The 25,358-nt window shown below is 44.8% G+C and carries 17 protein-coding genes and 5 pseudogenes; 1 reads left to right on the top strand and 21 read right to left on the bottom strand.

Annotated features, from left to right (window positions below; genetic code table 11):
• Positions 1 to 4: 4 nt before the first annotated feature.
• The 16 genes and pseudogenes from rsgA to JCM16418_RS05350 form a co-directional block, all read right to left on the bottom strand.
• Positions 5 to 922 carry a ribosome small subunit-dependent GTPase A gene (gene rsgA, locus JCM16418_RS05425; protein ID WP_036646842.1) on the bottom strand — a complete coding sequence of 306 codons (918 nt, stop codon included), beginning with the start codon at positions 920 to 922 and terminating at the stop codon, positions 5 to 7.
• A gap of 81 nt (positions 923 to 1,003) precedes the next feature.
• Entirely contained in the window at positions 1,004 to 3,139 is a 2,136-nt protein-coding gene (pknB, locus tag JCM16418_RS05420; RefSeq protein ID WP_036646841.1) for a Stk1 family PASTA domain-containing Ser/Thr kinase, read from the bottom strand.
• On the bottom strand, positions 3,136 to 3,918 hold the full coding sequence (locus JCM16418_RS05415; protein ID WP_036646840.1) for a Stp1/IreP family PP2C-type Ser/Thr phosphatase: 783 nt from the start codon (positions 3,916 to 3,918) through the stop codon (positions 3,136 to 3,138). The genes pknB and JCM16418_RS05415 overlap by 4 nt, the downstream gene beginning before the upstream one ends.
• A gap of 7 nt (positions 3,919 to 3,925) precedes the next feature.
• Positions 3,926 to 4,966, bottom strand: coding sequence for a dual-specificity RNA methyltransferase RlmN (gene rlmN, locus JCM16418_RS05410; protein WP_036646934.1), 1,041 nt, complete (start codon positions 4,964 to 4,966; stop codon positions 3,926 to 3,928).
• 154 nt (positions 4,967 to 5,120) lie between these two features.
• On the bottom strand, positions 5,121 to 6,488 hold the full coding sequence (gene rsmB / locus JCM16418_RS05405; protein WP_081765329.1) for a 16S rRNA (cytosine(967)-C(5))-methyltransferase RsmB: 1,368 nt from the start codon (positions 6,486 to 6,488) through the stop codon (positions 5,121 to 5,123).
• Positions 6,489 to 6,499: 11 nt separating this feature from the next.
• Positions 6,500 to 7,432: a methionyl-tRNA formyltransferase gene (gene fmt, locus JCM16418_RS05400; protein WP_036646838.1), complete on the bottom strand. Its 933-nt coding sequence runs from the start codon at positions 7,430 to 7,432 to the stop codon at positions 6,500 to 6,502.
• 15 nt (positions 7,433 to 7,447) lie between these two features.
• A complete protein-coding gene (def, locus tag JCM16418_RS05395; RefSeq protein ID WP_036646837.1) occupies positions 7,448 to 7,921 on the bottom strand; it encodes a peptide deformylase in 474 nt (157 codons plus the stop codon).
• A 113-nt stretch (positions 7,922 to 8,034) separates the two neighbouring features.
• Positions 8,035 to 10,574 (bottom strand): annotated as a pseudogene (gene priA, locus JCM16418_RS05390) (primosomal protein N').
• Between the two features lie 8 nt (positions 10,575 to 10,582).
• Entirely contained in the window at positions 10,583 to 11,800 is a 1,218-nt protein-coding gene (gene coaBC / locus JCM16418_RS05385; RefSeq protein WP_036646836.1) for a bifunctional phosphopantothenoylcysteine decarboxylase/phosphopantothenate--cysteine ligase CoaBC, read from the bottom strand.
• A 120-nt stretch (positions 11,801 to 11,920) separates the two neighbouring features.
• Complete coding sequence (rpoZ, locus tag JCM16418_RS05380) at positions 11,921 to 12,139, bottom strand: DNA-directed RNA polymerase subunit omega (RefSeq protein ID WP_036646834.1); 219 nt, start codon at positions 12,137 to 12,139, stop codon at positions 11,921 to 11,923.
• 54 nt (positions 12,140 to 12,193) lie between these two features.
• Positions 12,194 to 12,764: pseudogene (gene gmk / locus JCM16418_RS05375) on the bottom strand (guanylate kinase).
• A 16-nt stretch (positions 12,765 to 12,780) separates the two neighbouring features.
• Positions 12,781 to 13,041, bottom strand: coding sequence for an extracellular matrix/biofilm regulator RemA (gene remA, locus JCM16418_RS05370; RefSeq protein WP_006209218.1), 261 nt, complete (start codon positions 13,039 to 13,041; stop codon positions 12,781 to 12,783).
• Positions 13,042 to 13,094: 53 nt separating this feature from the next.
• Positions 13,095 to 13,990, bottom strand: a pseudogene (locus JCM16418_RS05365) (YicC/YloC family endoribonuclease).
• Between the two features lie 38 nt (positions 13,991 to 14,028).
• Positions 14,029 to 15,896: pseudogene (locus JCM16418_RS05360) on the bottom strand (bifunctional homocysteine S-methyltransferase/methylenetetrahydrofolate reductase).
• A 210-nt stretch (positions 15,897 to 16,106) separates the two neighbouring features.
• Positions 16,107 to 16,955: a diaminopimelate epimerase gene (dapF, locus tag JCM16418_RS05355; RefSeq protein ID WP_036646833.1), complete on the bottom strand. Its 849-nt coding sequence runs from the start codon at positions 16,953 to 16,955 to the stop codon at positions 16,107 to 16,109.
• Between the two features lie 77 nt (positions 16,956 to 17,032).
• Positions 17,033 to 19,828 carry a calcium-translocating P-type ATPase, SERCA-type gene (locus tag JCM16418_RS05350; protein ID WP_036646832.1) on the bottom strand — a complete coding sequence of 932 codons (2,796 nt, stop codon included), beginning with the start codon at positions 19,826 to 19,828 and terminating at the stop codon, positions 17,033 to 17,035.
• A gap of 175 nt (positions 19,829 to 20,003) precedes the next feature.
• Here JCM16418_RS05350 and JCM16418_RS05345 point away from each other — a divergent pair, with 175 nt between their 5' ends.
• Positions 20,004 to 21,770, top strand: coding sequence for an Rqc2 family fibronectin-binding protein (locus JCM16418_RS05345; protein WP_036646831.1), 1,767 nt, complete (start codon positions 20,004 to 20,006; stop codon positions 21,768 to 21,770).
• A gap of 118 nt (positions 21,771 to 21,888) precedes the next feature.
• Here the strand turns inward: JCM16418_RS05345 and JCM16418_RS05340 are convergent, their stop codons facing one another.
• The 5 genes and pseudogenes from JCM16418_RS05340 to JCM16418_RS05320 all read right to left on the bottom strand — a co-directional run bounded on the left by JCM16418_RS05340 (position 21,889) and on the right by JCM16418_RS05320 (position 25,244).
• The gene (locus JCM16418_RS05340) at positions 21,889 to 22,758 is read right to left on the bottom strand and encodes a PHP domain-containing protein (protein ID WP_036646830.1); all 870 of its coding nucleotides are present in this window, start codon (positions 22,756 to 22,758) and stop codon (positions 21,889 to 21,891) included.
• Between the two features lie 52 nt (positions 22,759 to 22,810).
• On the bottom strand, positions 22,811 to 23,710 hold the full coding sequence (locus JCM16418_RS05335; RefSeq protein ID WP_036646829.1) for a selenium metabolism-associated LysR family transcriptional regulator: 900 nt from the start codon (positions 23,708 to 23,710) through the stop codon (positions 22,811 to 22,813).
• Positions 23,711 to 23,857: 147 nt separating this feature from the next.
• Positions 23,858 to 24,295, bottom strand: coding sequence for a hypothetical protein (locus tag JCM16418_RS05330; RefSeq protein WP_036646827.1), 438 nt, complete (start codon positions 24,293 to 24,295; stop codon positions 23,858 to 23,860).
• 201 nt (positions 24,296 to 24,496) lie between these two features.
• Entirely contained in the window at positions 24,497 to 24,763 is a 267-nt protein-coding gene (locus tag JCM16418_RS05325) for a YlbG family protein (RefSeq protein ID WP_036646826.1), read from the bottom strand.
• Positions 24,764 to 24,802: 39 nt separating this feature from the next.
• Positions 24,803 to 25,244: pseudogene (locus tag JCM16418_RS05320) on the bottom strand (YlbF/YmcA family competence regulator).
• Positions 25,245 to 25,358: the final 114 nt, after the last annotated feature.

Raw genomic sequence — 25,358 nt, 5'->3', positions numbered from 1 at the left:
TCTGTCAATACCTCCGCTTCTTATCTTTCATCTCTGTATAAAATAGTACGTAATGTTCATAACGACTAAGTGCAATTTTCCCTGCTTCTTTGGCTTCAAGAACCTTACATCCTGGTTCATGCATATGACTGCAACCTCGGAATTTGCAGTGATCTGCGTATTCCTCAAACTCTATAAAGCAGTTTGATAATTCCTCAACTCCGAGCTCTAGAAAGTCCAATTGGCTGAAACCTGGTGTATCGGCCACAAAGCCTCCGTTATCCAGTTCCATTAGTTCTACATGACGTGTAGTATGCTTTCCGCGTCCAAGTCTCATGCTGATCGCATTGGTTTCCAGTGAGAGGTTGGGCATCAAAGCATTAAGCAGTGATGACTTACCCACGCCTGATTGTCCGGAAAAAACGCTAATCCGATTGGCCAATCGATCCCTTAGCAGTTCTTTGCCCATTCCTGAACGCGAGCTAGTGACCAATACTTCGTAACCAATACTTTCATATAGCTGCTGAACGTAAGTCGTAGAATCCTCATTTCGCGTTGATTCACCATTTAGCAAATCCTGTTTAGTCAGACAAATGAGAGTCTTTAGACCCGAATGCTCAATATGCACCAAAAACTTGTCGAGCAACTGCAAATTCAGATCCGGTTCTTTCATCGAGAATAGCAAGACAGCCAATTCAACATTTGCGACCGGAGGGCGAATTAACTCCGACTGGCGAGGAAGCAGCTCATCCACCATGCCTTCTCCATTCTCGGTATGTGAATAAATTACATGATCTCCAACAAGCGGAGACTGCCCTCTCTTCTTAAAAATACCGCGTCCACGGCATTGAATCGTATCACCGCTAGATACTAATTTCCCATTCTCACGCGGCTTTACATAATAATAACCGCTCAATGCCTTTACAATAATTCCATCTGGCATACATGAAAGGCCTCACTTTCTTTGATTCACAGCTAGAGCAACCCTTTGTATTTTCAAAGCTGCTCCTGAAATCAACTTTCCCTAATGACTTCCTTGATCTCCATCTCCATCTCCGTTTCCATCTCCATCGCCTTCACCTGGATTGGGATCTGGATTTGGGTTTGGATTTGGATTTGTAGTACCTGGATCAGGAGTTATTGGAGTAGGGTCCACAGGTACTTCTACAGGAGGAACAGTACCGTTCCTTACATCACTATATTTCACTGTATACCTATCAAATAATTGTCCATTTCGTTTCACCGTAACCACTGCATCTACACCAGGCGCAACGACAAGATTAACCGAGAATGTTTGAATGGATTGAATCGTTTTAATTCCCCAATCCTTTGTTTTTCCTTCAGTAAGAGCGTCTGTATACGTAATGCTAACCTTCGTATTCTTACCTTGCTCTAAAGGAGCCATTGGTATATTAAACGTATAATTCAAAGCATCAGATGGGTAGCCCGAGCTAACAAATATAGTTACCTCAGCACCTGGAGTGGCTTCTTTTGAATTTGGATCAAAAGGCCACTGCCTAATCACTTTTCCTTTATCCACTGTGAAACTTGATTCTTCTTTAACCGACACAAGAACGAGACCCAGTCTCTTGATTTCCTTCTCAGCCTCTTTCTGCGTAAGACCCTTCAGGTCGGTCATTGTTATAGGCTCTTGGCCTTTACTAACCGTCAGAAGGATTTCTTCAGTATCTGCATTAAACTCAGCATTGACACCAGGAGTTTGATCGATAACAGTACCAGAGGTTTGATCGCTGAACTCTTCACTTGCTTTTTTGATGTTATCTTCTTTAATCCCCAGAGCTAATAAAGTTTTTACAGCTTCATCAAAGGTTTGCCCCTTGACAGAAGGCATAGTTACAAGAGGTTTGGCCGCTCCAACTGAGATTTGGATGGTTGAGCCTTTCTTAATTTCAGTACCTTCTGGCTTACTCTGATTGAATACAATGCCTTCTTGGGTCACACCCTGCTTATATTCACGAATAATCGGATTCTCGACCTCAATACCACTTTCACTAAGCTTCTTCACCGCTTCGGCTTCACTTAGTTGAACGACTTTTGGTACCGTGACATTGGGAACCACCAACTTGTGATTAACGTACCAGACAACACCTGCCATTGCAATTAAAAGCACTAACGTGACGCTGATCCACAAAACGGGCCTTCCCCATTTTTTCTTGGGACTCTCGTCCACTCGGTTATTATTCTCTTCCTCATCCTCAAGGTAAGGGGATGAAGCTCGTGAACTTTTAGGAGAATTTCGCTGTGGCTTAATAGCTGGAACTACCTGTGTGCGATATTCGTCATCCGAATCACTAAAAATTAGCTTATGCTCGTTTCTCCGCTCCGGGAGCAGACAAGTCTCCAAATCTTGAAGCATCTCTTTAGCAGATTGATATCGCTCTTGCGGATTTTTTCGCATCGATTTGATAATAATATTCTCCACACTCTGTGGAATAAGCGGATTTACATCCCGTGGATCGTCAAACTCTTCCTGCAGATGCTTCAAAGCGACACTAATTGGACTTTCCCCCAAAAAGGGAAGCCGTGCAGTTAACATCTGATAGAGTACAATTCCTAAAGAATATAAGTCAGATTTCTCTCCAGTCACGACGCCCTTGGCATGTTCAGGTGAGAAATAATGCACAGAACCAATTACAGAACCGGTTTGTGTGATGGTCGTTGATGTGACCGCACGTGCAATGCCAAAATCAGTAACTTTGACGCGTCCGTTTCTACCTATAAGTATATTATGAGGTTTAATATCTCTGTGAATAATCTGGTTCTGATGCGCATGATCTAATGCATCACAAATCTGAGCTGCAATCCTTACTGCTTCATCTACCTGCAAGGGAGCACGCTCTTTAATAATTTCGTTAAGATTAAAGCCTTCGATATATTCCATTACAATATAATGAATTTCGTCCTCTTGTCCCACATCATAAATACTAACTACGTTCGAATGAGAAAGCGAAGCCGCCGACTGTGCCTCTCGGCGAAAACGGCGAATAAACTCTTCATCGTGCACAAACTGTTGGCGTAGCACTTTGATGGCAACATTTCGGCCCAACAAAATATCATGGGCCTTATATACGAGAGCCATCCCGCCTCCACCGATCCGCTCGATAATTTCATAACGACCGCCCAATTCGTGTCCGATCATGAATCCCACTCCTTTATACTTGCCCCAGCTACTTCTTCAAGGTCTTGTAGTTCAAACAGGGCGACAGTAATATTGTCATCGCCCCCGGCGAGAAGTGCCAATTGCAGCAAGCGCTCTGCTCTTTCATCCAGCGGAACATCGAGTTTTCCGGTGACCTGGCTCATATGCTGGCCACTCACCAAATTGCTAAGCCCATCACTGCATAACAGCAGAACTTCTCCAGCTAAAAGTGTGACAGGATCGAGCACTGGAGAGACTTCCGCATCAGTGCCCAGTGCTCGTGTCAGTACATTTCGTCTTGGATGAGTTTTCAATTCCTCCAAAGTGATCTGACCACTTTTATACAACTCATTCACTAAAGTATGATCTTCTGTAAGTTGAATAACTTCATCATTTGTTATCTTGTAAGCTCGACTATCCCCGATATGTCCAATAAATCCAGAAGCACCTGCAAGCAGTATGGCTACGATAGTCGTACCCATATTATGAAACTTTTCATTCTTAGATGCTTCCTTATAAATCACATCATTTGCATGAATAATAGCGTCACTGAGAGCAGCACGTAGACCTTCTGTCGACATATCCGCCTCTAGTGCCGTTAAATCCCGAGCCATAGTTTCCACAGCTAGGCGGCTGGCAGTATCACCAGCCTGATGTCCGCCCATACCGTCGGCTACAATACCCACTGTGTAGCCTTGCGGCAGATGATTTACCCATACAGAATCTTCATTAACCGAACGAACACGTCCGATATTACTGATATGAACTGTTTTGATCAAATCCCTCTCACCTCAACTCCATGTGCTTCGCGCGCAACTGTCCACATGCGGCCGCGATATCATGCCCCTGTTCCCGACGAATCGTTACATTGACGCCGTTATCAGATAGGACTTTCTGAAACTGAAAAATATCATTGCGCGATGTACGCACATATTTACGCTCAGGCACATGGTTGACGGGAATCAAGTTGACGTGACAAAGCATATTTTTAAGTACGCCTGCCAGTTCCAGAGCATGCTCTGGCTGGTCGTTAACACCACCAATTAATGCATATTCAAATGTGATACGACGGCCAGTTTTGGCCAAATAATAATGTAGGGATTCCATTACATCCTCAAAAGGATAGCGGCGGTTAACCGGCATCAATTTAGAACGCAGCATATCATTAGGTGCATGGATCGAAATCGCCAGATTGATTTGCGTATCTTCGTTAGCGAATTTATAAATGTTCGGCACTATACCACTAGTAGAAACGGTAATATGCCGCTGACCGATATTCAGACCCTTTTCATGAATCATGGTGCGCAGAAATTTCATTGTGGCTTCATAATTTTCAAAAGGTTCGCCAGAGCCCATAATTACGATGCTACTAACGCGTTCTCCCTTGGGATCAAGCATTTTCTGGGCTTGTACAACCTGTGCTACAATTTCCCCAGAGGTAAGATTACGCTTAAGTCCTCCTAGTGTAGAGGCGCAGAAGGTACAACCAATTTGGCAACCGACCTGCGTTGTAACGCAAATACTATTACCATAATTATGCTTCATAATAACGGTCTCAATCGCGTGATCATCATGAAGAGCAAACAGGAACTTAATCGTTCCGTCTTTAGACTCAAACTTTGTAATTTCACGCAACGTCAAAAATTGAAATTGTTCATCAAGCTTCGTACGCAGCTCTTTGGATAGATTCGTCATCTCTTCAAAAGCATTGACACGTTTCACATAGAGCCAATCAAAAATCTGTCCTCCACGGAACGCTGGCTGTCCATTTTCCACAGCCCAATCCTGAAGCTCTTCTAAACTATAATCGTATATTAAAGGTTTCATAGTCACCACACCTGTCTCTTCATTCATATGCATATTGTTTCTCATTCTTCCTATTTTAACACAAAAATAAGTACCGGTAAAAGAGAAAACCCGCCAAAGCTCAGGGCCAGCGGGTTTAGTAAAGCTGCATTAGCCAAAATTTGTACATCCTAGATTAGGAGAATCGTGTTATTCTTGCGATGTAAAATCCGTCACTATGATAATGTTGCGGCAAAATCTGTACACCGCCACCGCGCGGCAGTGCCGATTGTTCTAGTACGTTCCAGCCGGTAGAATTGTTCTTCGCTGTACCGAAATCAGGATGATTCTCCAGAAAACGATTAACGATTTCCTCATTCTCTCGGGGCTCAATGGTACAAGTACTATATACAAGAATACCTCCGGGACGAAGTAGACTTGATACCGACGATAGCAGATCATATTGAAGATTGGATATATCTCGAATATCCTCCGGCGTTTTCGCCCACTTCAAGTCAGGTTTACGGCGAATTACCCCGAGTCCTGAACACGGTGCATCCAGCAATATTCGGTCAAATGATGCAGGAGGATACTTGTTGCTTAACATCATTGCATCCCCTGTAGTTGTCTGTATAGAAGACAAACCAAGTCTTTGAGCTTGCTCATGAATCAAGCTGTGTTTATGTTCATGCAGATCATTGGCAATAATTTGACCTTCATCTCGCATTAACTCCGCAAGATGAGCGGTTTTGCCACCTGGTGCAGCGCAGCAATCTAATACCTTCATGCCAGACTCCGGCATAGCTGCATCGCCAACAAGCATGGAGCTTTCATCTTGAACCGATAATTGTCCATTCCGGTACCAGTGGGTCAGCGCCATATTACCTCCGCTTTTGACCAAAATACCTTCTGGAGCAAGTGTGGAAGCAACAACCTCGAGACCCTCTGCCTCCATTTCCAGCATTAAGGCCTCCCGACTGATCATGGTTGTATTCACCCGTACACTAACCGATGGTGGTTCATTGTTGGCAGCGCATATGTCCTCCGCTGTCTGTTCACCGTACTGTCGAATCCACCGTTCAACGAGCCACTGTGGATGAGAATGTTGAAGTGCAATTCGCTGAGCAGCAGCAAGTCCATCAGGAAGAACTAGCTTCTCAGGGCTTCTCAAAACGTTGCGAAGCACACCATTGACCATACCTGAGATCCCCTGATGACCATGACGCTTCGCTAAATTCACAGCTTCATTGACCACCGCATGATCTGGAATCCGGTCCAGATACATAATTTGATATAAACTCATACGTAACAAACTGCGAACCCAAGGTTGAAGCTTGTCCACTCCTTTGCTAACAAAGCGGTTCAGGAAATAATCAAGCGTGTTGAGTCTAGATACTGTACCATAGACGAGCTCCGTCGTAAGGCCAACATCTTCTTTACTAAGCATAGTTTTCTGCAGTGCAGCGTTTAGAAGCAAATTGCTATAAGCGCCTTCCTGCTCAACACGAGTCAGGATATCCATCGCCAGCTCCCTGGTTGATGGTGTCCGTCCTAGAGACTTCATACGATTACTACTCACGAGAGTACCGTCCCTAAACTCATGCTTGTTCCTCTAATAAATTGCTCTGCTAGCATCGCCTTCTTACCACTTGGCTGAATTTCAGTAAGCCACAGTGATCCATCGCCCGTCTTGACTTCGATGCCCTGCTGAATTAACTGAAGCACCGTGCCGGGAGCCGCATCCTTCGAAGCATGCTCCGAAACGTTAGCAGACCATACTTTAAAAACTTCATCATTCCAAAATGTAAATGCACCTGAGTAGGGTACAAGTCCACGAATTTGATTATAAATGTCACGCGAAGAACGATTCCAATCGATTTTCTCATCTTCACGTTTAAGATTAGGAGCATAGGTTGCTTCCGAATCATCCTGCGGAGTGACCTGTACATCGCCATGGAGAAGTGTAGGCATTTCCTGCTGGAGTAAAGATGCTCCAGCAGCACTTAACTTCTCGAATAAAGTACCTGACGTGTCAAGATCTCCGATAGGTACTTCAACCTGTGCGATCATATCCCCCGTATCCAGTCCTTCAGCCATATACATAATCGTTATGCCTGTTACGGTCTCGCCGTTTATAATGCAGCGCTGAATCGGAGCGCCGCCCCGATATTTCGGAAGCAGCGATCCATGTACATTTACGCAACCTCGTGCAGGAAGATCAAGAACAACTTTAGGTAAAATCTGACCGTATGCAGCCGTCACAATCAGATCTGGATTATAGGAAGCCAGCTCCTCAACTGCCTCTGGACTGCGCATCCGCTGGGGTTGCAGTACTGGCAATCCATGCTCAAGTGCAAATGCCTTAACTGGTGTAGGTACAAGCACTTTTTTTCGTCCCTGCGGACGATCGGGCTGCGTCACTACCGCCACAACATTGTATCCTTCATCCAGCAACATGCGAAGACTAGAAACGGCAAAATCCGGTGTTCCCATAAATACAATATTCATGAAACATCACTCCTTTCAGGGCCGTTCAGGTGTGTATTCATACACTTTTTCCGCGATATCAGTGAATAGCACTCCATTCAAATGATCAATTTCATGCTGAAAACAACGCGACAAAAGCCCCGTTCCCGTAATCGTTACTTCTTTCCCATTCGGATCCAAACCTTTAACTGTAACTTGCTCTGCACGGCGTACATCGCCGTTGATTCCCGGTATACTAAGGCAGCCCTCCGGACCAAATTGCTCTCCGTCTTTGGCAATAATTTCAGGGTTTATCAATTTAATCAAGCCGTTCTCATCGCCAACATCAACAACGATAAGTCTTTTTAAAATGCCCACTTGTGGTGCGGCTAAGCCAACACCCTCTGCATCATACATGGTATCGGCCATGTCATTTAGCAATTTTTGCACATTAGGAGTAATGGTTGTTACTTCTTTAGCTGTCTTATGAAGTACAGCATCTGGTTCTTTGACGATAAAACGGATGGACATATTAACACCTTCCTTGGGGTTATTCATTTTCATATAAGGTATGAGAATTGCGATCAAAAAATAATATCCAGTATTGTAATCAATTCTATATTTGCTAATCAATTATATGCAGATTACATTAACATTTGCGGGTCCACGTCAATACTGATCAGAAGTTTTTGGCCTTGAGCCGAATCCTCCAGTTGTTCCGCCGCCTCTCTGGTTAAAGCGACAGCATCAATATTCCCACGCCATTTTATCATACATTGAAATCTGTATCTATTCTTAATCCTTGGAATTGGTGAAGCTACAGGCCCCAACACTTCAAAAGCATCACTTGTTAAGCGATCCAAACTTCCATACCATCCTCGTTGCTTAGCTTTACCTTGTAATGTAGTCACCATGTTCTCAGCCATTCGCACGAGTAGCGGCAACTGCTCATGTGTGAGCGTAACCAGAATCAATCTACAGTACGGAGGATAGTGAAGGCTGCGTCGATGTCTAAGTTCTTCTCTTACAAAAGAATCATAGTCATGCCCACTGGCATGAACAATAGAGTAGTGTTCTGGCGTATACGACTGAATGACAACCTCACCTGGAAGTTGATGGCGACCAGCTCGTCCCGCCACCTGCGTCAGCAGCTGAAAAGTCTTCTCCGCAGCACGGAAATCCGGAAGATTAAGTGCTGAGTCGGCCGTAATCACACCTACCAGCGTCACATTTGGAAAATCTAGTCCTTTTGCTACCATTTGTGTACCTAGTAGGACATCTGCCTTTTGATCCCGAAATTGTTTCAGCAGCTTCTCATGTGAGCCTTTTTCCGTTGTTGTATCCACATCCATACGAATGACACGGATGCCAGGGAAAAGCTTCGCAAGCTCCTCTTCAACCCGCTGTGTTCCCGTGCCAAAAAAGCGAATATGTTCACTCCCACATTCCGGGCAGACCTCGGGCGCCGGCTCTGCATAGCCACAGTAATGACAGCGCAAATTGTTTGATTTCTGATGATAGGTCAGTGAAATATCACACTCGGGACAACCCGCCACATAACCGCAACTGCGGCACATCACAAATGTGGAATATCCGCGTCTGTTAAGTAAAAGCACGGTCTGTTCCTTACGCTCAAGCCGAGCATCTAACGCTTGGTGGAGGTCACGACTGAACATGGAACGATTACCTTCCTTAAGCTCCTCTCGCATGTCCACTACATGCACTTCAGGCAACCGGTTACCGAGCGCCCGTTTCTTCATTTCAAGTAGCATAGGGGAAAAATCCGGATTCGCTTGTGACCTTGCAGCATGATAGCTTTCTAGTGACGGTGTGGCAGAACCCAAAATAACAACCGCCCCATGCTGCTGCGCTCGTCTGATAGCTACATCTCTCGCATGATATTTCGGACTCTCTTCTTGTTTGTAAGACGTTTCATGCTCTTCATCCATAATAATCAAACCTAGATCTGAAAACGGGGCGAACACGGCTGAACGAGCACCAACAACGACATTCGCTTTACCTTCTCGAATTTTACGCCATTCATCATATCGCTCTCCACCAGATAAACGGCTATGCATAACTGCTACTTGATCACCGAATCGGCCCTTAAAGCGCTCTACCATTTGCGGAGTTAACGCGATCTCAGGTACAAGCACGATGCTTGACGCCCCTGTTCAATACAACGTTGTATGCTCTGCAAATAAATTTCGGTCTTACCGCTGCCCGTAACCCCATGCAAAAGAAAAGATCCATGTTGCCTTGCATTCAGCTTATTCACAATATAGTCGTAAGCAACTTGCTGCTCCTCGGTTAATTGGAGAGGTAAGGTTGGTTTAAAATGACGACCTCGATAAGGATCCCGAAAAACTTCAACGTCCTCAATCTTAATAAACCCTTTATCTTCAAGTCCTTTAACCGTTGCAGCGGAAAGCTGTAGCGAGGACAAGACATCTTTAAGAGGCAGTGGCAACAGGTCCTTCATTTCGATCAGAAATTGCAAAACTTCGCGTTGCCGCTGAGCTTTTCCCTTGAAACTCTCTAAGGCCGTTTGTGCGTCTTCTAAACTAACGGCAAAATCCACAGATTTAAGCTTTTTCTTCTGTAATTTGTCTTTAATCGTCTGATTCTCCTGAAGAGTCCCTCGCCGTAGCATCGACTTGATCATAGGCGCGCTATTCGGAAACAAACGGCTAAGCTGCTGGGACTGGACTTCTCCCTTTTGCTTGACCAAAGAAAGAATGGACTCTTCTTCCTCTGAACGTTCTGAGGGTACGTGAATGAGAGAACCGGAATATCCATGAGCCTCATCTTCATGTACTTCATCAGAACCAATGGAGATGAAACGCTCCGCTTTACCCTTTAGGGCAGTAGGAACCATAACCTGTAGCACCGTGATCAGTCTGCAAGCATACTTATGGCTCATCCATTCTGCCAGCTTAACAAGTTCAGCAGATAACGGCGCGATAACATCTAGCACTTCCTGAATCGGCTTCATTTTAACGTTGCTTAGTTCGGATTTCGGTTCAAGTGATATGACAAACCCCTGTACTGTCCGATGTCCAAAAGGAACACCCACACGGCTTCCAACCTCAATCCATGCCCGCATGGATTCAGGGACGATATAATCAAAAGGACGATCCGTATCCCGCACAGGTACATCGACGATGACCTTAGCGATATGCATGTCTGTCATCAGGAGAGAACTCCCTGCATTCTTGCTGAAGCAATGGTAAGCAAACGCTTAGCCACCTCATGTTTAGTTAGAACGGGCATTTGTTCCACAAGTCCATGTTTATCAAACACTTGTACGATATTCGTATCTGAACGAAAACCTGCACCTTCAACAGTCACATCATTGGCTACAAGAAGATCGCAGTTTTTGCGTTGTAGCTTTTCTTTAGCATAGCGCTCGACATCATTTGTTTCGGCTGCAAAACCGATAAGAAATTGAGACGTTTTTGCTTTACCAAGCTGTTCTAATATGTCCACCGTCTTCACAAGTTCAAGCTTCATGGTTTCACCTGATTTTTTCATCTTGCTTGCTGCAGGTGAAGCGGGGCGATAATCCGCAACGGCGGCGGCTTTAACGACCAAGTCGCTATCTTCCCAAAGAGAAAGCACGGCCTTGTACATATCGTCAGCTGATTGCACAGCAATGGTGTTGATACCAGCCGGAGGAGCTACATCTGTATGAGCATGGACAAGATGCACCTCTGCACCCATTTCCTTCGCTACTTCGGCAATCGCAAAGCCCATTTTTCCAGAAGAATCATTGGTAATATAACGAACCGGATCAATACGCTCTATTGTGCCGCCAGCGGTAACAATGACTTTCTTACCTGCCAGCAGGCGGGGCACGGTTTGCTGGTTAGCAAAGTATCGTTCGACAACTTCTACAATCGTTTCTGGTTCTTCAAGCCGTCCTTTACCGACATAACCACAGGCTAAAAGCCCCTCACCCGGTTCAATCATCATCACACCACGTGCTTCAAGTGTTCTCATGTTATGCACAACCGCGGGATGACCGTACATATGAACGTTCATAGCTGGAGCAACCATAACCGGAGCCATCGTTGCAAGCAGCGTCGTCGACAGCATATCATCAGCCAAACCATGAGCCATCTTAGCAATCATATTAGCAGTCGCCGGTGCAATCAGCACAAGATCTGCGACATCAGCAAGCCGAATATGAGAGACCACTTCAGGATCCCGTTCATCAAAAGTATCGCTGTATACTGGATTTTTGGACAAGCTCTGCAGCGTCAATTCTGTAATAAACTGCTTGGCGGAAGAAGTCATAATGACATGAACATCTGCACCTCGTTGCACAAGTTTGCTGCATAAACTAGCAGCCTTATAAGCTGCAATGCCGCCGGTGACGCCGAGCACGATTGTTTTACCGTTTAACATGCATGCTCCCCCACTTTCGTCTGAAATAGAGAAAAAAATACAACCTTGCGGTTGTATGAAAACAGGCATTAATGCCGCATTGATGGCACTAATGCCTGTATAAGTCTAATGAATTAAATCCTAAAGCTCGTCGCGCTCAGAAACAGGCTCGCGAATAACACGAATTTTATCACCATAAATTTCTTCAAGTGCAATTCCTACGTACTTGTGGGATTTAGGACTCTTAAGATCCGTCTTTTCTCCTTCGCGTAGTTGTCTTGCACGGCGTGAAGCCGCAACAACGAGCGAATACTTACTGTCAACCTTGTTCATCATTTCATCAATAGAAGGATATAACACTAGCGGACACCTCATCTCATTTAGTAACACACTTACAGATTCTTACGGACCGGACTATATTCTCACTTTACAATGTTCGGCAGTCATGATCGATTCTATTCGTTCACATGCACAATCAATGTGATCATTCACAACTGCGTAATCATAATGCTGCATAAGTCCAATCTCATCCACAGCCACTGACATGCGATGATCGATCGTTGCTTGGCTCTCAGTACCCCGTCCACGAATCCGATTGTTCAGTTCGTCAAGATGGCGGAAGTAAAAATATAAAGACCCCTTCAGGGAATTTCTCTTTCACTTGCAACGCACCTTGAACTTCAATCTCAAGAAAAATATCGTTACCATTCGCAAGTGTTTGCTCTACGAAATCCCGGGGAGTTCCATAATAATTACCCACGTACTCTGCATACTCAAGCAATTGATCTTGTTCCATCATAGCAGTAAACTGCTCACGCGTTTTGAAAAAATAATTAACGCCATTCTCTTCACCTAAACGAGGGTTACGCGTCGTTGCCGAAACAGAATAGACCAAATCAGGAAGTTTCTCACGCAATGCGCTACAAACCGTTCCTTTACCCACTCCGGAAGGTCCGGACAATACAAATAATATTCCTTTTGCCATAGTACTCCCCATCTTGTTATTCGTCATTATCGTCGTCTTTGCTTGAGAGACGATGCGCGACAGTTTCTGGTTGAACAGCAGATAATATAACGTGATCGCTATCTGTAATAATTACAGCACGCGTGCGGCGACCATAAGTAGCATCAATCAACATGTGACGATCCCGTGCTTCTTGGATAATCCGTTTAATCGGTGCTGATTCTGGACTAACAATAGAAATGATACGATTTGCGGATACTATGTTTCCGAAGCCGATGTTAATGAGTTTAATAGCCATATTCAGGTTCGTCCCCCTATACATTTGACTCTTTTCTGTCGAAATTGCCTGCTCTATTCTATATTGGCCAATTGTTCGCGAATTTTTTCTAGCTCCGCCTTCATTTCGACAACACGGTTTACCAGAGTCAGATGATTAGCCTTGGATCCAATCGTGTTAACTTCCCTGTTCATCTCCTGAATCAGAAAATCTAGCTTTCTTCCGACTGGCTCATCCGCACGAAGCAATCCCTTGCATTGTTCAAAATGGCTCTTTAGCCTTATTAATTCTTCATCAATGTTGGAACGGTCCGCAAAAATAGCAATTTCCATGCCAAATTTATGTTCATCAAAAACAAAGGAACCATCATTAAGTTCACTCAGCCTTTGCTTGAGCTTGGAACGGTAATCTTCCACAACACTTGGCGCAAGCTTCGTCATCTCTGCGTGAAGGGTCTGCAGCTTAATCAGCCGTTGCTCCACGTCCGTGGCTAGATGCTTACCTTCTTGACTTCGCATGAGCACAAGGCCATCCAAAGCCTGAATTAGGCCTTCCTGAAGCAAGTTTCCCCAGGCATTTAAATCGTCCTGCTCATTTTGCTTAGGCTGTTCGGGTGAGTGCAATACATCCGGCAGAGACAACAAATCTTTCACGGTCAGTGTGCCATCTAGGCCATACTGCTGAGAAAGATCTTGAGCCGCCTTCACATACGCACTCACCGCGTGATGATTAAATGAAACCAGAGGCGAAGTTCCATCTTCCGCCTCTTTGTTAATATAAACGTCAATCCGGCCGCGTTTAACGTACCGTTGTACCGTTCTTCTTAACGCGTCTTCAAAGCATGTCCATTCTCGCGGCATGCGAAGAACAACTTCGCAATAGCATGATTGACAGATTTGACTTCGAACTCCAGCTTGTAGCCCTCAAAATGACGGGCAGATTGACCATATCCGGTCATGCTGAATGACATCGGCACCACATCCATTAAACTATTGTAATTGATAATTCTCAGTGAAACAAGGGGGTCGCAGGATGCCCTGACTTCGCCCACACATGCTCAAGTAACTGAGCACTCATTTCGTAAAGCATAAATGGTGTCATTAAATAGATACCATTAAAATGATCCATCGCCACATCCAGCAGTTCTTTAGCAATAGCTACGCCCATAGCTCTGCCCTCAGCTCCTTCGAGCCCAGCCATACGGTACGTACATCATCGGAGAGCTGGATACCCGGTACTTCATTATGCAAATACTCAGCATTCCTTCCACTAGCCAGTGGCATAATACCAACAAAAATTGGAATTTCAAGATGTTTTGTTGCTTCTTTCATCGCACAGATCAATTCAGGATCATACACAGGTTGCGTCATGATATAATCAGCTCCTGCGGCGATTTTTCGTTCTAGTCGCGCTACAGCTTTATGCAAATGTTTACCATGAGGATTAAAGGCAGCTCCAACAACAAATTTAGCTTTCTGTTTCAAAGGTTGACCCGAGAAAGCGATTCCATCGTTAAGCTGTTTAATCATCCGAATAATTTCAAATGAAGTCAAATCATATACAGAGCTTGAACCTGGTAGATCTCCAAAACGCGCAGGGTCACCTGTTACCGCGAGAACATGATCAATACCAAGAGCATCAAAACCCATCATATGAGATTGGGTTCCAATCAAATTTCGGTCGCGACAGGCGATATGTACTAATGGTCGAAGACCAGTCTGAGCCTGCACGAGATGACCAAGCGCCATATTGCTCATCCGAGTTACCGCAAGCGAATTGTCGGCTAAAGTTAGAGCATCGGCTCCGGCATCTTTGAGTGCCTGTGCACCTTTCATGAACTTAACAATATCCAGATCACGCGGAGGGTCAAGTTCAACTATTACGGTGTGACGCTGCTTCACTAAATCAACAATATTAGGAGTTTTGCTAACACTAGTATCTTCTGCAAGTTGTTCATGTATAACGACAGGAGGTTGAACAGGCACCGGCTCGTAAGATATTGGCTGAGGAACATACCCTTTCAGAGCAGAAGCGATCTCAGCAATATGTGCAGGCGTTGTACCACAGCATCCACCTATGATACGAGCTCCCATATCAGCAAATTTAAGGGCCATTTGCCCAAAATATTCAGGTGTCGCACCATACCGGTATTCCCCATCCACATAATCAGCCACACCGGCATTCGGATACACGGATACAGGAACAGATAACTGTCCTTCAAGCGTTCGAAGCGCACCCATGATTCCGTTTGGACCTGTGCGGCAGTTAAATCCGATCACATCTGCGCCCTCTTGTTGCAGCAAACGAAAAGCTTCCGGCATGGTGTAGCCATCAAGAGTTCTTCCCAAATCCTCAACGGCAAACTGACAGATAACAGGTAAATCGCTCAGTCTACGCACATTTGATAATGCAAGATACAGCTCTTCCACATCATAAAAGGTTTCCAATAAGATACCGTCCACACCTTCGGTCAGAAGTGCTGTGATTTGCTGTTCAAAATATTGTTTGAGTTCAGAAGTGGAAATGTTGGTACGTTTACCTCCACGAATGGAGCCGATCGCTCCTACAACATAACCGTTTGGTCCCGCTACCTCTTTGGCAATTCGTACACCTGCTCGGTTAATCTCTTCCACCTTGGATTCAAGACCATACTTGGAAAGCTTGTCATAATTCGCTGAGAAGGTATTGGTTTCCAAAATCTGTGTACCCGCTTCTACGTAACGACGATGAACATCCCTGATGACTTCTGGGGAAGTCAGGTTTAGTTCCTCATAGGAAATGCCCACCGGGAACCCCATTTGGTATAGGAAGGTGCCCATCGCGCCGTCACCGACCAGAACTTGATGATCCCAAGCTTTACGCAACTCCGGTTTCATGATTGTTCCTCCACCCTGCATTTTTTCATATTAATGTATCATATATCCCACCTAAAGATAAGCCCTGAAATGAGATTAATTATGCTTCTGCTTCAAGGTACAAGAGTTATATGTAATCAATTACTCATCACATGCAAAAGCCTGCATGACGGCATCTTTCGATACGTAGCCTGCAGGCTTTTTTTCACATATTCTTGCAAAAAGTTCTGTCTACACTTGAACGTCTACGACGGTCCCTGTATATACCATAGCGGCTGGTCCAGTCATATACACCCGATTATCCGCTTCATTCCATTCAATAAACAAGTCCCCACCCTTAAGGCGTATCCAAGCGGATCGATCTGTCTTACCATTTAAGACCGAGGAAACAAGTGTAGCACAAGCTCCTGTACCGCAAGCAAGCGTTGGCCCTGCACCTCGTTCCCAGACCCGCATATCAACCGTAGTACGGTCCACAACAGTAGCAAACTCCACATTGATTTTTTTAGAAAAAAAAGGGTGAACCTCAAGCTTAGGACCCCATGTATCGAGGTCGAAGGAGACCGCGTCATCCACATAAATTACGCAATGGGGATTGCCCATGGATACTGCTGTAAAGTGAAAATATTGCCCAGCCGCCTCTAGAGGCAAGTTCACAATGGAAGATGCATCAATTGTGGTTGGAACTTGTAGTCCAGCAAGTACAGGTTCTCCCATATCTACCGTAACTCGGTCCACTTCTCCTTCAATTATATGCAGCTTAACATGCTGTACGCCCGCGCCTAACGTTTCAATGGTGATGTTCTCCCGCTGCTTTACATAACCGTGATCATACACATATTTAGAAACGCAACGGATTGCATTACCGCATTGTTCAGCCTCTGAGCCATCCGAGTTGATTATTCTCATCCGGAAATCTGCTTTTTCGGAAGGCAAAATGTAGACAAGACCATCTGCTCCAATTCCGAAGAAACGATCGCACCACTGAACTGCGAGCAATGCAGCATGATCTGGTAATGCTTGCTCCCCATATATAACAATAAAATCATTGCCTAATCCATGCATTTTAGTAAATTCCATAACCCCTGCCACTCCTTTAACGATTGCTTCAACTGGACATTAGCATACCTTATAGGAACAGTGGATTAGTATTGATTTTATGCTGAAATCTTTGTACTTTTTGCCACGATTCGACCTCCACCGATGTTTCGATGGCGTCTTCCTCCCCACACGCTACCGATACCCATTAAGAACGTCGGAATGCCTGCTGCCACTATTGTTAGCGCCCATTCGCGTAAGCCTAGCGGAACGGTTTTAAAGATCGGTTGCAGCGGCTCCACGTACATAACCACAAGCATGAGTACGACGGAAGACAGCACGGCTAGCACAAGATACTTATTCTGAAGCGGATTCCGGTGGAAAATTGAGCGAGAGCTGCGGCAATCAAATACATGAATCAGCTGAGCCATGACTAGTGTAGCAAAGGCTACGGACTGCGCTTTGATCAGCTGACCCGGATTACTCGGATCGATACGAAGTGTGAGCCAGAAGGCACCTAGTGTACATAAACCTATCAAGAAGCCACGGCTAATGATTTTCCAACCAAGCCGACGTGCGAAGATATTTTCCCTTGCGCCGCGTGGCTTATGCTCCATCAGATCCTTCTCCGGCTGATCAACACCTAAAGCCATCGCTGGCAGACCATCGGTCACCAGATTGACCCACAATATTTGAATCGGTAATAAAGGTAGCGGAAGTGCCAGCATCATAGCGAAAAACATGGTTAAGATTTCACCCACATTGGAAGCAAGTAAATAACGGATAAACTTCCGGATGTTTTCGTAGATATTTCGTCCTTCCTCAATGGCCGCTACAATGGTGGAGAAATTATCATCACTTAATATGAGTGCAGATGCCTCTTTAGTCACATCCGTTCCGGTAATGCCCATAGCAATCCCAATATCCGCTGCTTTAATAGCTGGCGCATCATTCACCCCGTCGCCTGTCATGGCAACGACATGCCCTTTACGCTGAAGCGATTTAACGATCCGTAGCTTGTGCTCAGGCGATACTCGAGAATACACAAATACAGTGTCTACCTTCGCGTCAAGTTCATCATCGCTGATGCGCGACAAATCTTGACCCGTCATGGCTAGACCGCCGCGAGGCATAATGTTAAGCTGATGAGCTATCGCTTCAGCCGTTGTACCATGATCACCCGTGATCATGACCGTCTTAATGCCCGCTCTGCGGCATGTGGCAATCGCATCACGTACTTCGCGGCGTGGTGGATCGATCATGCCGGCTAAGCCCACAAAGACAAGCTGGCATTCAGCTTCGGATTCCTTTTGCACCGATTCACTCGGACGGAGATCCTTATAGGCCATACCTAGAACACGGAGCGCTCCAGATGCCATTTCTTCATTCATTGCGACTACCTTCTGACGCAGTGTTGCTGTGCAAGGGACGACTTTACCTTCCCACAAAATGTAGGCACATTGATTTAGAAGCACATCAGGTGCACCTTTGGTGCAAAGAAGCTTACCCCCTTGATGACTAACCACAACAGACATCAATTTGCGTTCCGAATCAAATGGGAACTCCTTTACTCGTTGATACATACTCGCCAACGAATGAGGGCTCATCCCCATTTTGGATGAAAGTGTAATAAGTGCTCCTTCCGTAGGATCACCTTTTAATTCCCATACTGCGCCTTGAGGATCCTCTTTACCTTTACGCTTACCACGAAGCTCGGTAGGTAACTGCTCTACAATTTCAGCGTTGTTGCATAGTGCACCAATTTGCAGTAAACGGCGTAACCCTTGATCATTTTTAAGGTCAACGGGGTGAGTGTTATCTAAAATCTGACCCGTCGGTGCATATCCATCGCCAGTCACTTCAAGACTTCTGCCACCAACCCATACACGGGTTACAGTCATTTTATTCTGTGTCAGTGTACCTGTTTTATCAGAACAAATGACCGATGCGCAGCCTAGCGTTTCAACGGATGGCAGTTTACGTACGATCGCTTTACGCTTAATCATGCGCTGAACACCGAGCGCTAAAGCAACGGTCACAATAGCTGGAAGACCTTCCGGAATTGCGGCCACCGCTAGACTGACACCCGCAAGGAACATGCCTACAGCCGGCTGACCATGCAAAATCCCGGCAACCACTACCATAACCGTCAAGCCGAGTGAGAGGATAATCAACAATTTCCCTAGTTGTTCTAAACGATGCTGAAGGGGGGTTTCCTGTGACTCTGTGCTTTGAATCAAGTTGGCAATTTTACCCATTTCCGTATCCATGCCTATGCGTACGACAACACCTCTAGCTGTACCACGCGTCATCATCGTTCCCATGAAACCAATATTCTTCAGATCCCCAAGTGGGATATCCGATTCTGGAATGGGCTGACTATGCTTCCCGACTGGAACAGACTCTCCTGTAAGTGCCGATTCCTCAATGTAACAGCTATTTGTCTGAATCCAACGTACGTCGGCGGGTATACGGTCTCCACTTTCCATCAGAATGATATCTCCCGGAACCAGCAATTTGGCCTGGATCGATACCACTTTACCCCCACGGAGCACCTTAGCACTTGGGGCTGATAACTGTCTAAGTGCCCGGAGGGACCGTTCTGCACGGAATTCCTGCACAAAGCCCAGAACCCCGTTCAATAAAATAATCGCGATAATCGTAACAGCATCCAGATACTCACCCAAGAGACCTGATACCAAAGTGGCGCCCATGAGAATAAGTACCATAAAGTCTTTGAACTGGTTCAAAAACAGTATGATGGGAGAGATTCGCTTCCCTTCCGACAATTCATTCATGCCATATTTTTTTCGGCGCCCCTCCGCTTCTTCCTCCGTGAGGCCTTGCTGCGGATCAACATCCAGTACCTGATGGAGCTCATCCACATGTATCTGATGCCATTTTGTTTGTTCCATGCTTCCTTTTCCCTCCCGGTCTTTGATCAGTTTCAGCGGTATTGACAGCTTTTCCACCTCTTCATACGTAAATGTATTCGGACAGGGGTTAAAATATCACAAAGGCCCCTCTTAAGTTTTTGCCCAAACTATGGCATCATAGAGAAGAGAGCTATACAGATGGGAGATATGAAGCATGGCATTAGACGGAATCGTAACACGAGCGATTGTGCATGAACTACAATCCAGCATAGGCGCTCGGATCAATAAAATATATCAGCCTAACCAGCACGATATCCTATTTCATTTACGGACACGAGAAGGCGGTACGAAGCTACTTCTCTCAGCTAATCCGACTTACCCACGGGTACATATGACGGAGCATAGCTTCCTTAACCCACCAGAAGCACCTATGTTCTGCATGTTAATGCGCAAACATTGTGAAGGCGGGGTCATTGAAGAAATCAGTCAAGTGGGTATGGAGCGCGTTATCCATATTAGAGTTCGCCAGCGTGATGAACTCGGAGATGTTTCAACAAAGAAGATTATTATTGAACTTATGGGCCGTCACAGTAACATTATTCTAACGGACGCTACTGGCGAGAATATTCTGGATGGGATTCACCATATCACGCCTAGTATAAGTAGCTACCGGATTGTAATGCCTGGATGCTCCTACACAGAGCCTCCAGCTCAACACAAACTCAATCCGCTAGACATTGATAAAGACGCTTTTATAGAACAATGTAAGAGTATCGAAACTGATCCTATTTCGTGGATGGTTGATACATTCAGCGGACTTAGTCCACTGATTGCACAAGAAATATGTAGTCGGAGCGCCCTACAGCTGCAACGGACAGAAGATGATAGTCTGATCCTGAGTAGCTCAGACTGCGAGGCTCTCTGGAACGCATTTTCTGAGGTTATGGGGCCTGTAGGACAGCAGCAATACGCTCCAATGTCTGGGGAAAATGCCAAAGGTAAAATGATATTCTCGGCAGTGCCACTCACACTGATTAAAGAGGATGCGAAGACCTTCGAAACGATCAGCCTCTGTATGGAGGATTATTATGGGGATAAAGCAGAACGGGATACCGTTAAACAGCGTGTCAGCGATATGCTACGTTTCCTCCAAAATGAACGGTCCAAAAATATCAAGAAACTCGATCATTTACAGGGAGACCTTGATGAGGCAGCCGATGCTGATCAGTTCCGAATTTGGGGAGAGCTTCTGTTCGCTTCTCTTCATACACTGAACAAAGGCGATACATCAGTAGAGCTCATTAACTTCTACGATGAAGATCAGGCCACAATCACCATTCCGCTTGATCCTCTACTGAATCCATCCGATAACGCGCAACGTTATTTTAAAAAATATAATAAATTTAAAAACAGTCTTGTTGTCATTGATGAGCAACTGAAGAAAACGAATGAAGAAATTCGCTATATGGATGACCTGCTACAGCAGCTATCCTATGCTTCAATGAGTGATATCGATGGCATTCGTGAGGAATTGGTTCAGCAAGGGTACCTGCGCGATCGCAGCAAGAAATCAAATAAGAAGAAGAAAAAAATCGATCGTCCAACATTGCATATGTATACTTCATCTGAAGGTATTGAAATCTATGTTGGCAAGAACAACTTGCAGAATGAGTATCTGACCAACAAAATGGCAAGTTCGAATGATACTTGGTTGCACACCAAAGATATTCCCGGATCGCATGTCGTTATTCGCAGCACTGATTTTGGTGAAGCGACACTGGATGAAGCCTCTCAGCTTGCCGCCTATTATAGTCAGGCTAAACATTCAAGCAGTGTTCCAGTAGACTATACGTTAATCCGTCATGTGCATAAGCCGAATGGAGCCAAGCCTGGTTTCGTTATCTATGATCATCAAAAGACACTGGTGGTCACACCCAATGAAGAACATATTAAGGCCATGCCTAGTTCAATCAAGAATTAAAATTCTAGCTCATATTTAGATGAATACGCAATATAAAAAGCCTTGGGGCTGCGATCACGCTGCCCCCAAGGCTTTATTTTTATTGCAAATGAAGAAGAGTATTGTTATATCCTCACCTTCAATAAACATCTGGCTTCGCTTGTGACTTCAGAAGTTCTAACACCTTCACAGGTACCGTCCGATTTCCAATATCTCCGTGAAAAATAACTCCCTGCCGCGCGCCATGATAATCAGATCCTGCGGTGACAATCAGACCATATTCCTCAGCCATTGCAGTATAACGCTCTTCTTCCGCTGGACCATGATCCGAATGATAAACCTCAATTCCAGTAGGCTTCGCCTCTTTAATTACTTTACGTACCAAAGCATCGTCCCCGTAAATGCCCGGATGGGCTAGCACAGGGGTGCCTCCTGCTTCTCTAATCCAGTCGCATGCGGTTTCAGGAGCAATCCGCTGCACTGCGACATAACCCGGCGCTTGTTCACCGAGATAGCGATCAAAGGCATCCCTCATATCTGAAGCGTAACCCTTATCCACCAGTACATCTGCCATATGCGGACGGGCTACCGTTTCGTCGGGCTGCAGTGGACGACCCAGTCCTGCAATCACTTCCTCCATTGTGATGGAAAGACCGAGCTGATTTAATCTTTCGATCATGAGATCGTTGCGCTTTGCACGCGTATCTCGTAATCCTGCAAGACGCTTCTGAAATAGAGGATCTATATGATCTACATAATATCCAAGCACATGGATGTCCTTACCCGAAGCTTGAGTACTAATTTCAACGCCGGGTACTACCGTAATGCTATACGTTTTCCCAGCTTCTAATGCTTCAGCAATACCCGCCGTCGTATCATGATCTGTAATTGCAATCGCGGATAATCCTTTTTCTTTAGCGCGCTGTACATTGTCCGTAGGGGTCTGCATCCCATCTGAGGCTTGTGTGTGTGTATGCAGATCGCATAAACCATTGGTTTGTAATTCCATCTAAGAAACCTCCTGAATCTTCAGTCTTTGTCTTCGAAGTGATATTAAAATGTTAGTTGTCCAGCGTCTGATGCTTCAAAAAATTCAAGAACGTGACCGCAGCAATTGGCAAAAGCGTAGATTTCAGTTGAATTGCATAGAATTGCCGCTTAAAAGAGGCATCGCGAATATGAATAACCTTCATGAGATCTAACGCCGTTTCATGTCTTACCGAGAAAGGAGACAATATGGTTATGCCTAGACCTGCTTCCACTGCAGATTTCACTGCTCCCGTACTTCCAAGCTCCATGACGGTATTCAAACTTTGAGGCTGAATACCTCGCTCCATAAGCTGTTCTTCCATTACCTGCCTCGTACCCGATCCTTTCTCACGTAGCACGAAAGGATAACGTATGACTTCCTCAAGGTCTACCTCATCTTGCGTTGCAAGCGGATGACCTACCGGAACAATCAATTTAAGCTCGTCCTGCATGACGGCCTCTATCGTCATATCCGCATGCTGTACCGGAGCTTCAATCAGACCAAAATTAAGCTGATGCTTTGTAATTTCCTCAATAATTTGCGTCGTATTCATGACTTTCATCATAATGTTAATATGCGGGTATAGCTTACCGAAAGGCCCCAGCATTCTGGGGAGTACATATTCCCCAATCGTCAAACTAGAGCCAAGCTGAAGTCGATCCTGTAGCATATGTGTAAAGGATGACATCGCAACGTCCGTCTCCCTTACAAGCTCAATGCCCTTCTCAGCGTAAGGAAGCAGCGCAATCCCTGCCTCTGTTAATTCTATCTTTTTCGTAGAACGCTTAAATAGTTTCGTACCGAAATAATCTTCTAGCGTTTGAATTTGCATCGTCACAGCTGGCTGCGTCATATGCATAACTTGAGCAGCAGCCGAGAAACTACCTCGTTCCGCTACGGTATAGAACAGATGAAGCTGGTGGAAATTCATAGCCCCAATCTCCTCTCAGTATTCCCTTCATTGTAAAGTAAACCCATCCATGATTCCATATTAAAAAGAGCACCAACCTCAAAGGTTAAATGCTCAATCTATTACTTTATGAATCCGCTACTCTTATTTTACATATATCAAACTAATTTATTTGCGCTTACGTGAATTCTTAACCAGTGTCATTCTCCGTGAATGACGCAGCCATGAATAATAGGTCTTAAGATCCCTTAGTTCAATAGTCTCAGACATTTTACCTAGAAAAGTAACAATGACCATTTTATGAAGAGGGTTACCCGTAATCTCATATTCCCCTTCAATTTCATTAAATTCCGCGACGACTACAAGGTCATCATCTATTAAGTATACATCTTGCTCGTTACGATAATAAGGCTCAATCCGATCCTGCTTCAAGCATTCCCATAGCCAGGCCGCAATATCATCATATTCCATATCGCCCTTATGAATACGATCATTATATCGAATTTTTGCATGATTGGTAATGACAATATCCGCAACCCTTTTATCACCTAACTGAACATAAAAAGGTTCATAGGTGCTCCATCTGTCCATTCCTTTGTCGCGCATGGAACATCTCTCCCCACCACATAGGACTTTTTATCTATGTATTTATACCTATTATATTACATCATTACCACCTTATTCACAAGTTGAAAGGTTTATATTCTATTAATTTAAATAAGAGAGTCAACCACTCAAGTTCACCGTTGTTATATAAATAAATAAGGTGGCCTCAGGGCCACCTTATCTTTCATACTATAGGAAGAGCTAAACTCCGCCGTAGTAACTCGTTTTATCCGGAACATCACTGCTATATTCCGTTTTAATCTCCGTCCGAAACGAACGTTCAATTTTGCGTACATAAGAAAGTCTGCGTATATTGCGGGCCACTTCTTCTGCACGATCCGCATTCACATACATCACGACATAATGCATGCGTTTAGATATATAATGGACGGTTCCGTACTTTTCTAAATTCTTTGCCGCTTTTAAATCACTTACCCAAATAATATAACCCGTCCGTTCCGCAAACATCCTTCTCCACCTCACTTTGATGATTATGCTATGTCTATGTTAACCGCCACAGGAACATTTGCCCCCACCGCCGCATCCGCCGCCCCTTATGTTTCTCATTACTAGGTACTTTAATCGTATCAGAAACAGAATACGCTATCATTTCTGACATCTGATGCAGCATTTCATCCAAATTCTGCTCAGCAAGTTTAAAACGTGTGACTTCTTCAAACTGCTCTAGCATTCCTTCTACAGCTTTCACTTCATCTTTGGCACTATGAAAATTCGGATGGAAATGACCGAAGCGACGGGTTTCCTCGAATAACTCTTTTTTCTTAGCTAGTGTTCTCACAAGTTCTTGAACACCTTCATTCTGATCTACCTGCTGCTTCCAGTGCAGATAATCCGACACTTCCACAGACTGGTTAATCATATCGCCTAATTCATAGGCGTTCATTAATACGGCAGCCATGTCGACGGTGTGTAATTCGGATACGCTCATGAAGTTCATCCCTATCTATATAAATTTCTGCTCCTTTACTTGGAGAAGACTCTTCCATCATATCATAACCCGCGACCTATAAGAAGGGTTTTCAAATACATGAATGAACAGAAT

The organism is Paenibacillus pini JCM 16418 (genome assembly GCF_000576305.1).
Taxonomy (GTDB): Bacteria; Bacillota; Bacilli; order Paenibacillales; family Paenibacillaceae; genus Paenibacillus_AQ; species Paenibacillus_AQ pini.
This window is presented reverse-complemented; position numbering and strand designations above follow the sequence as displayed.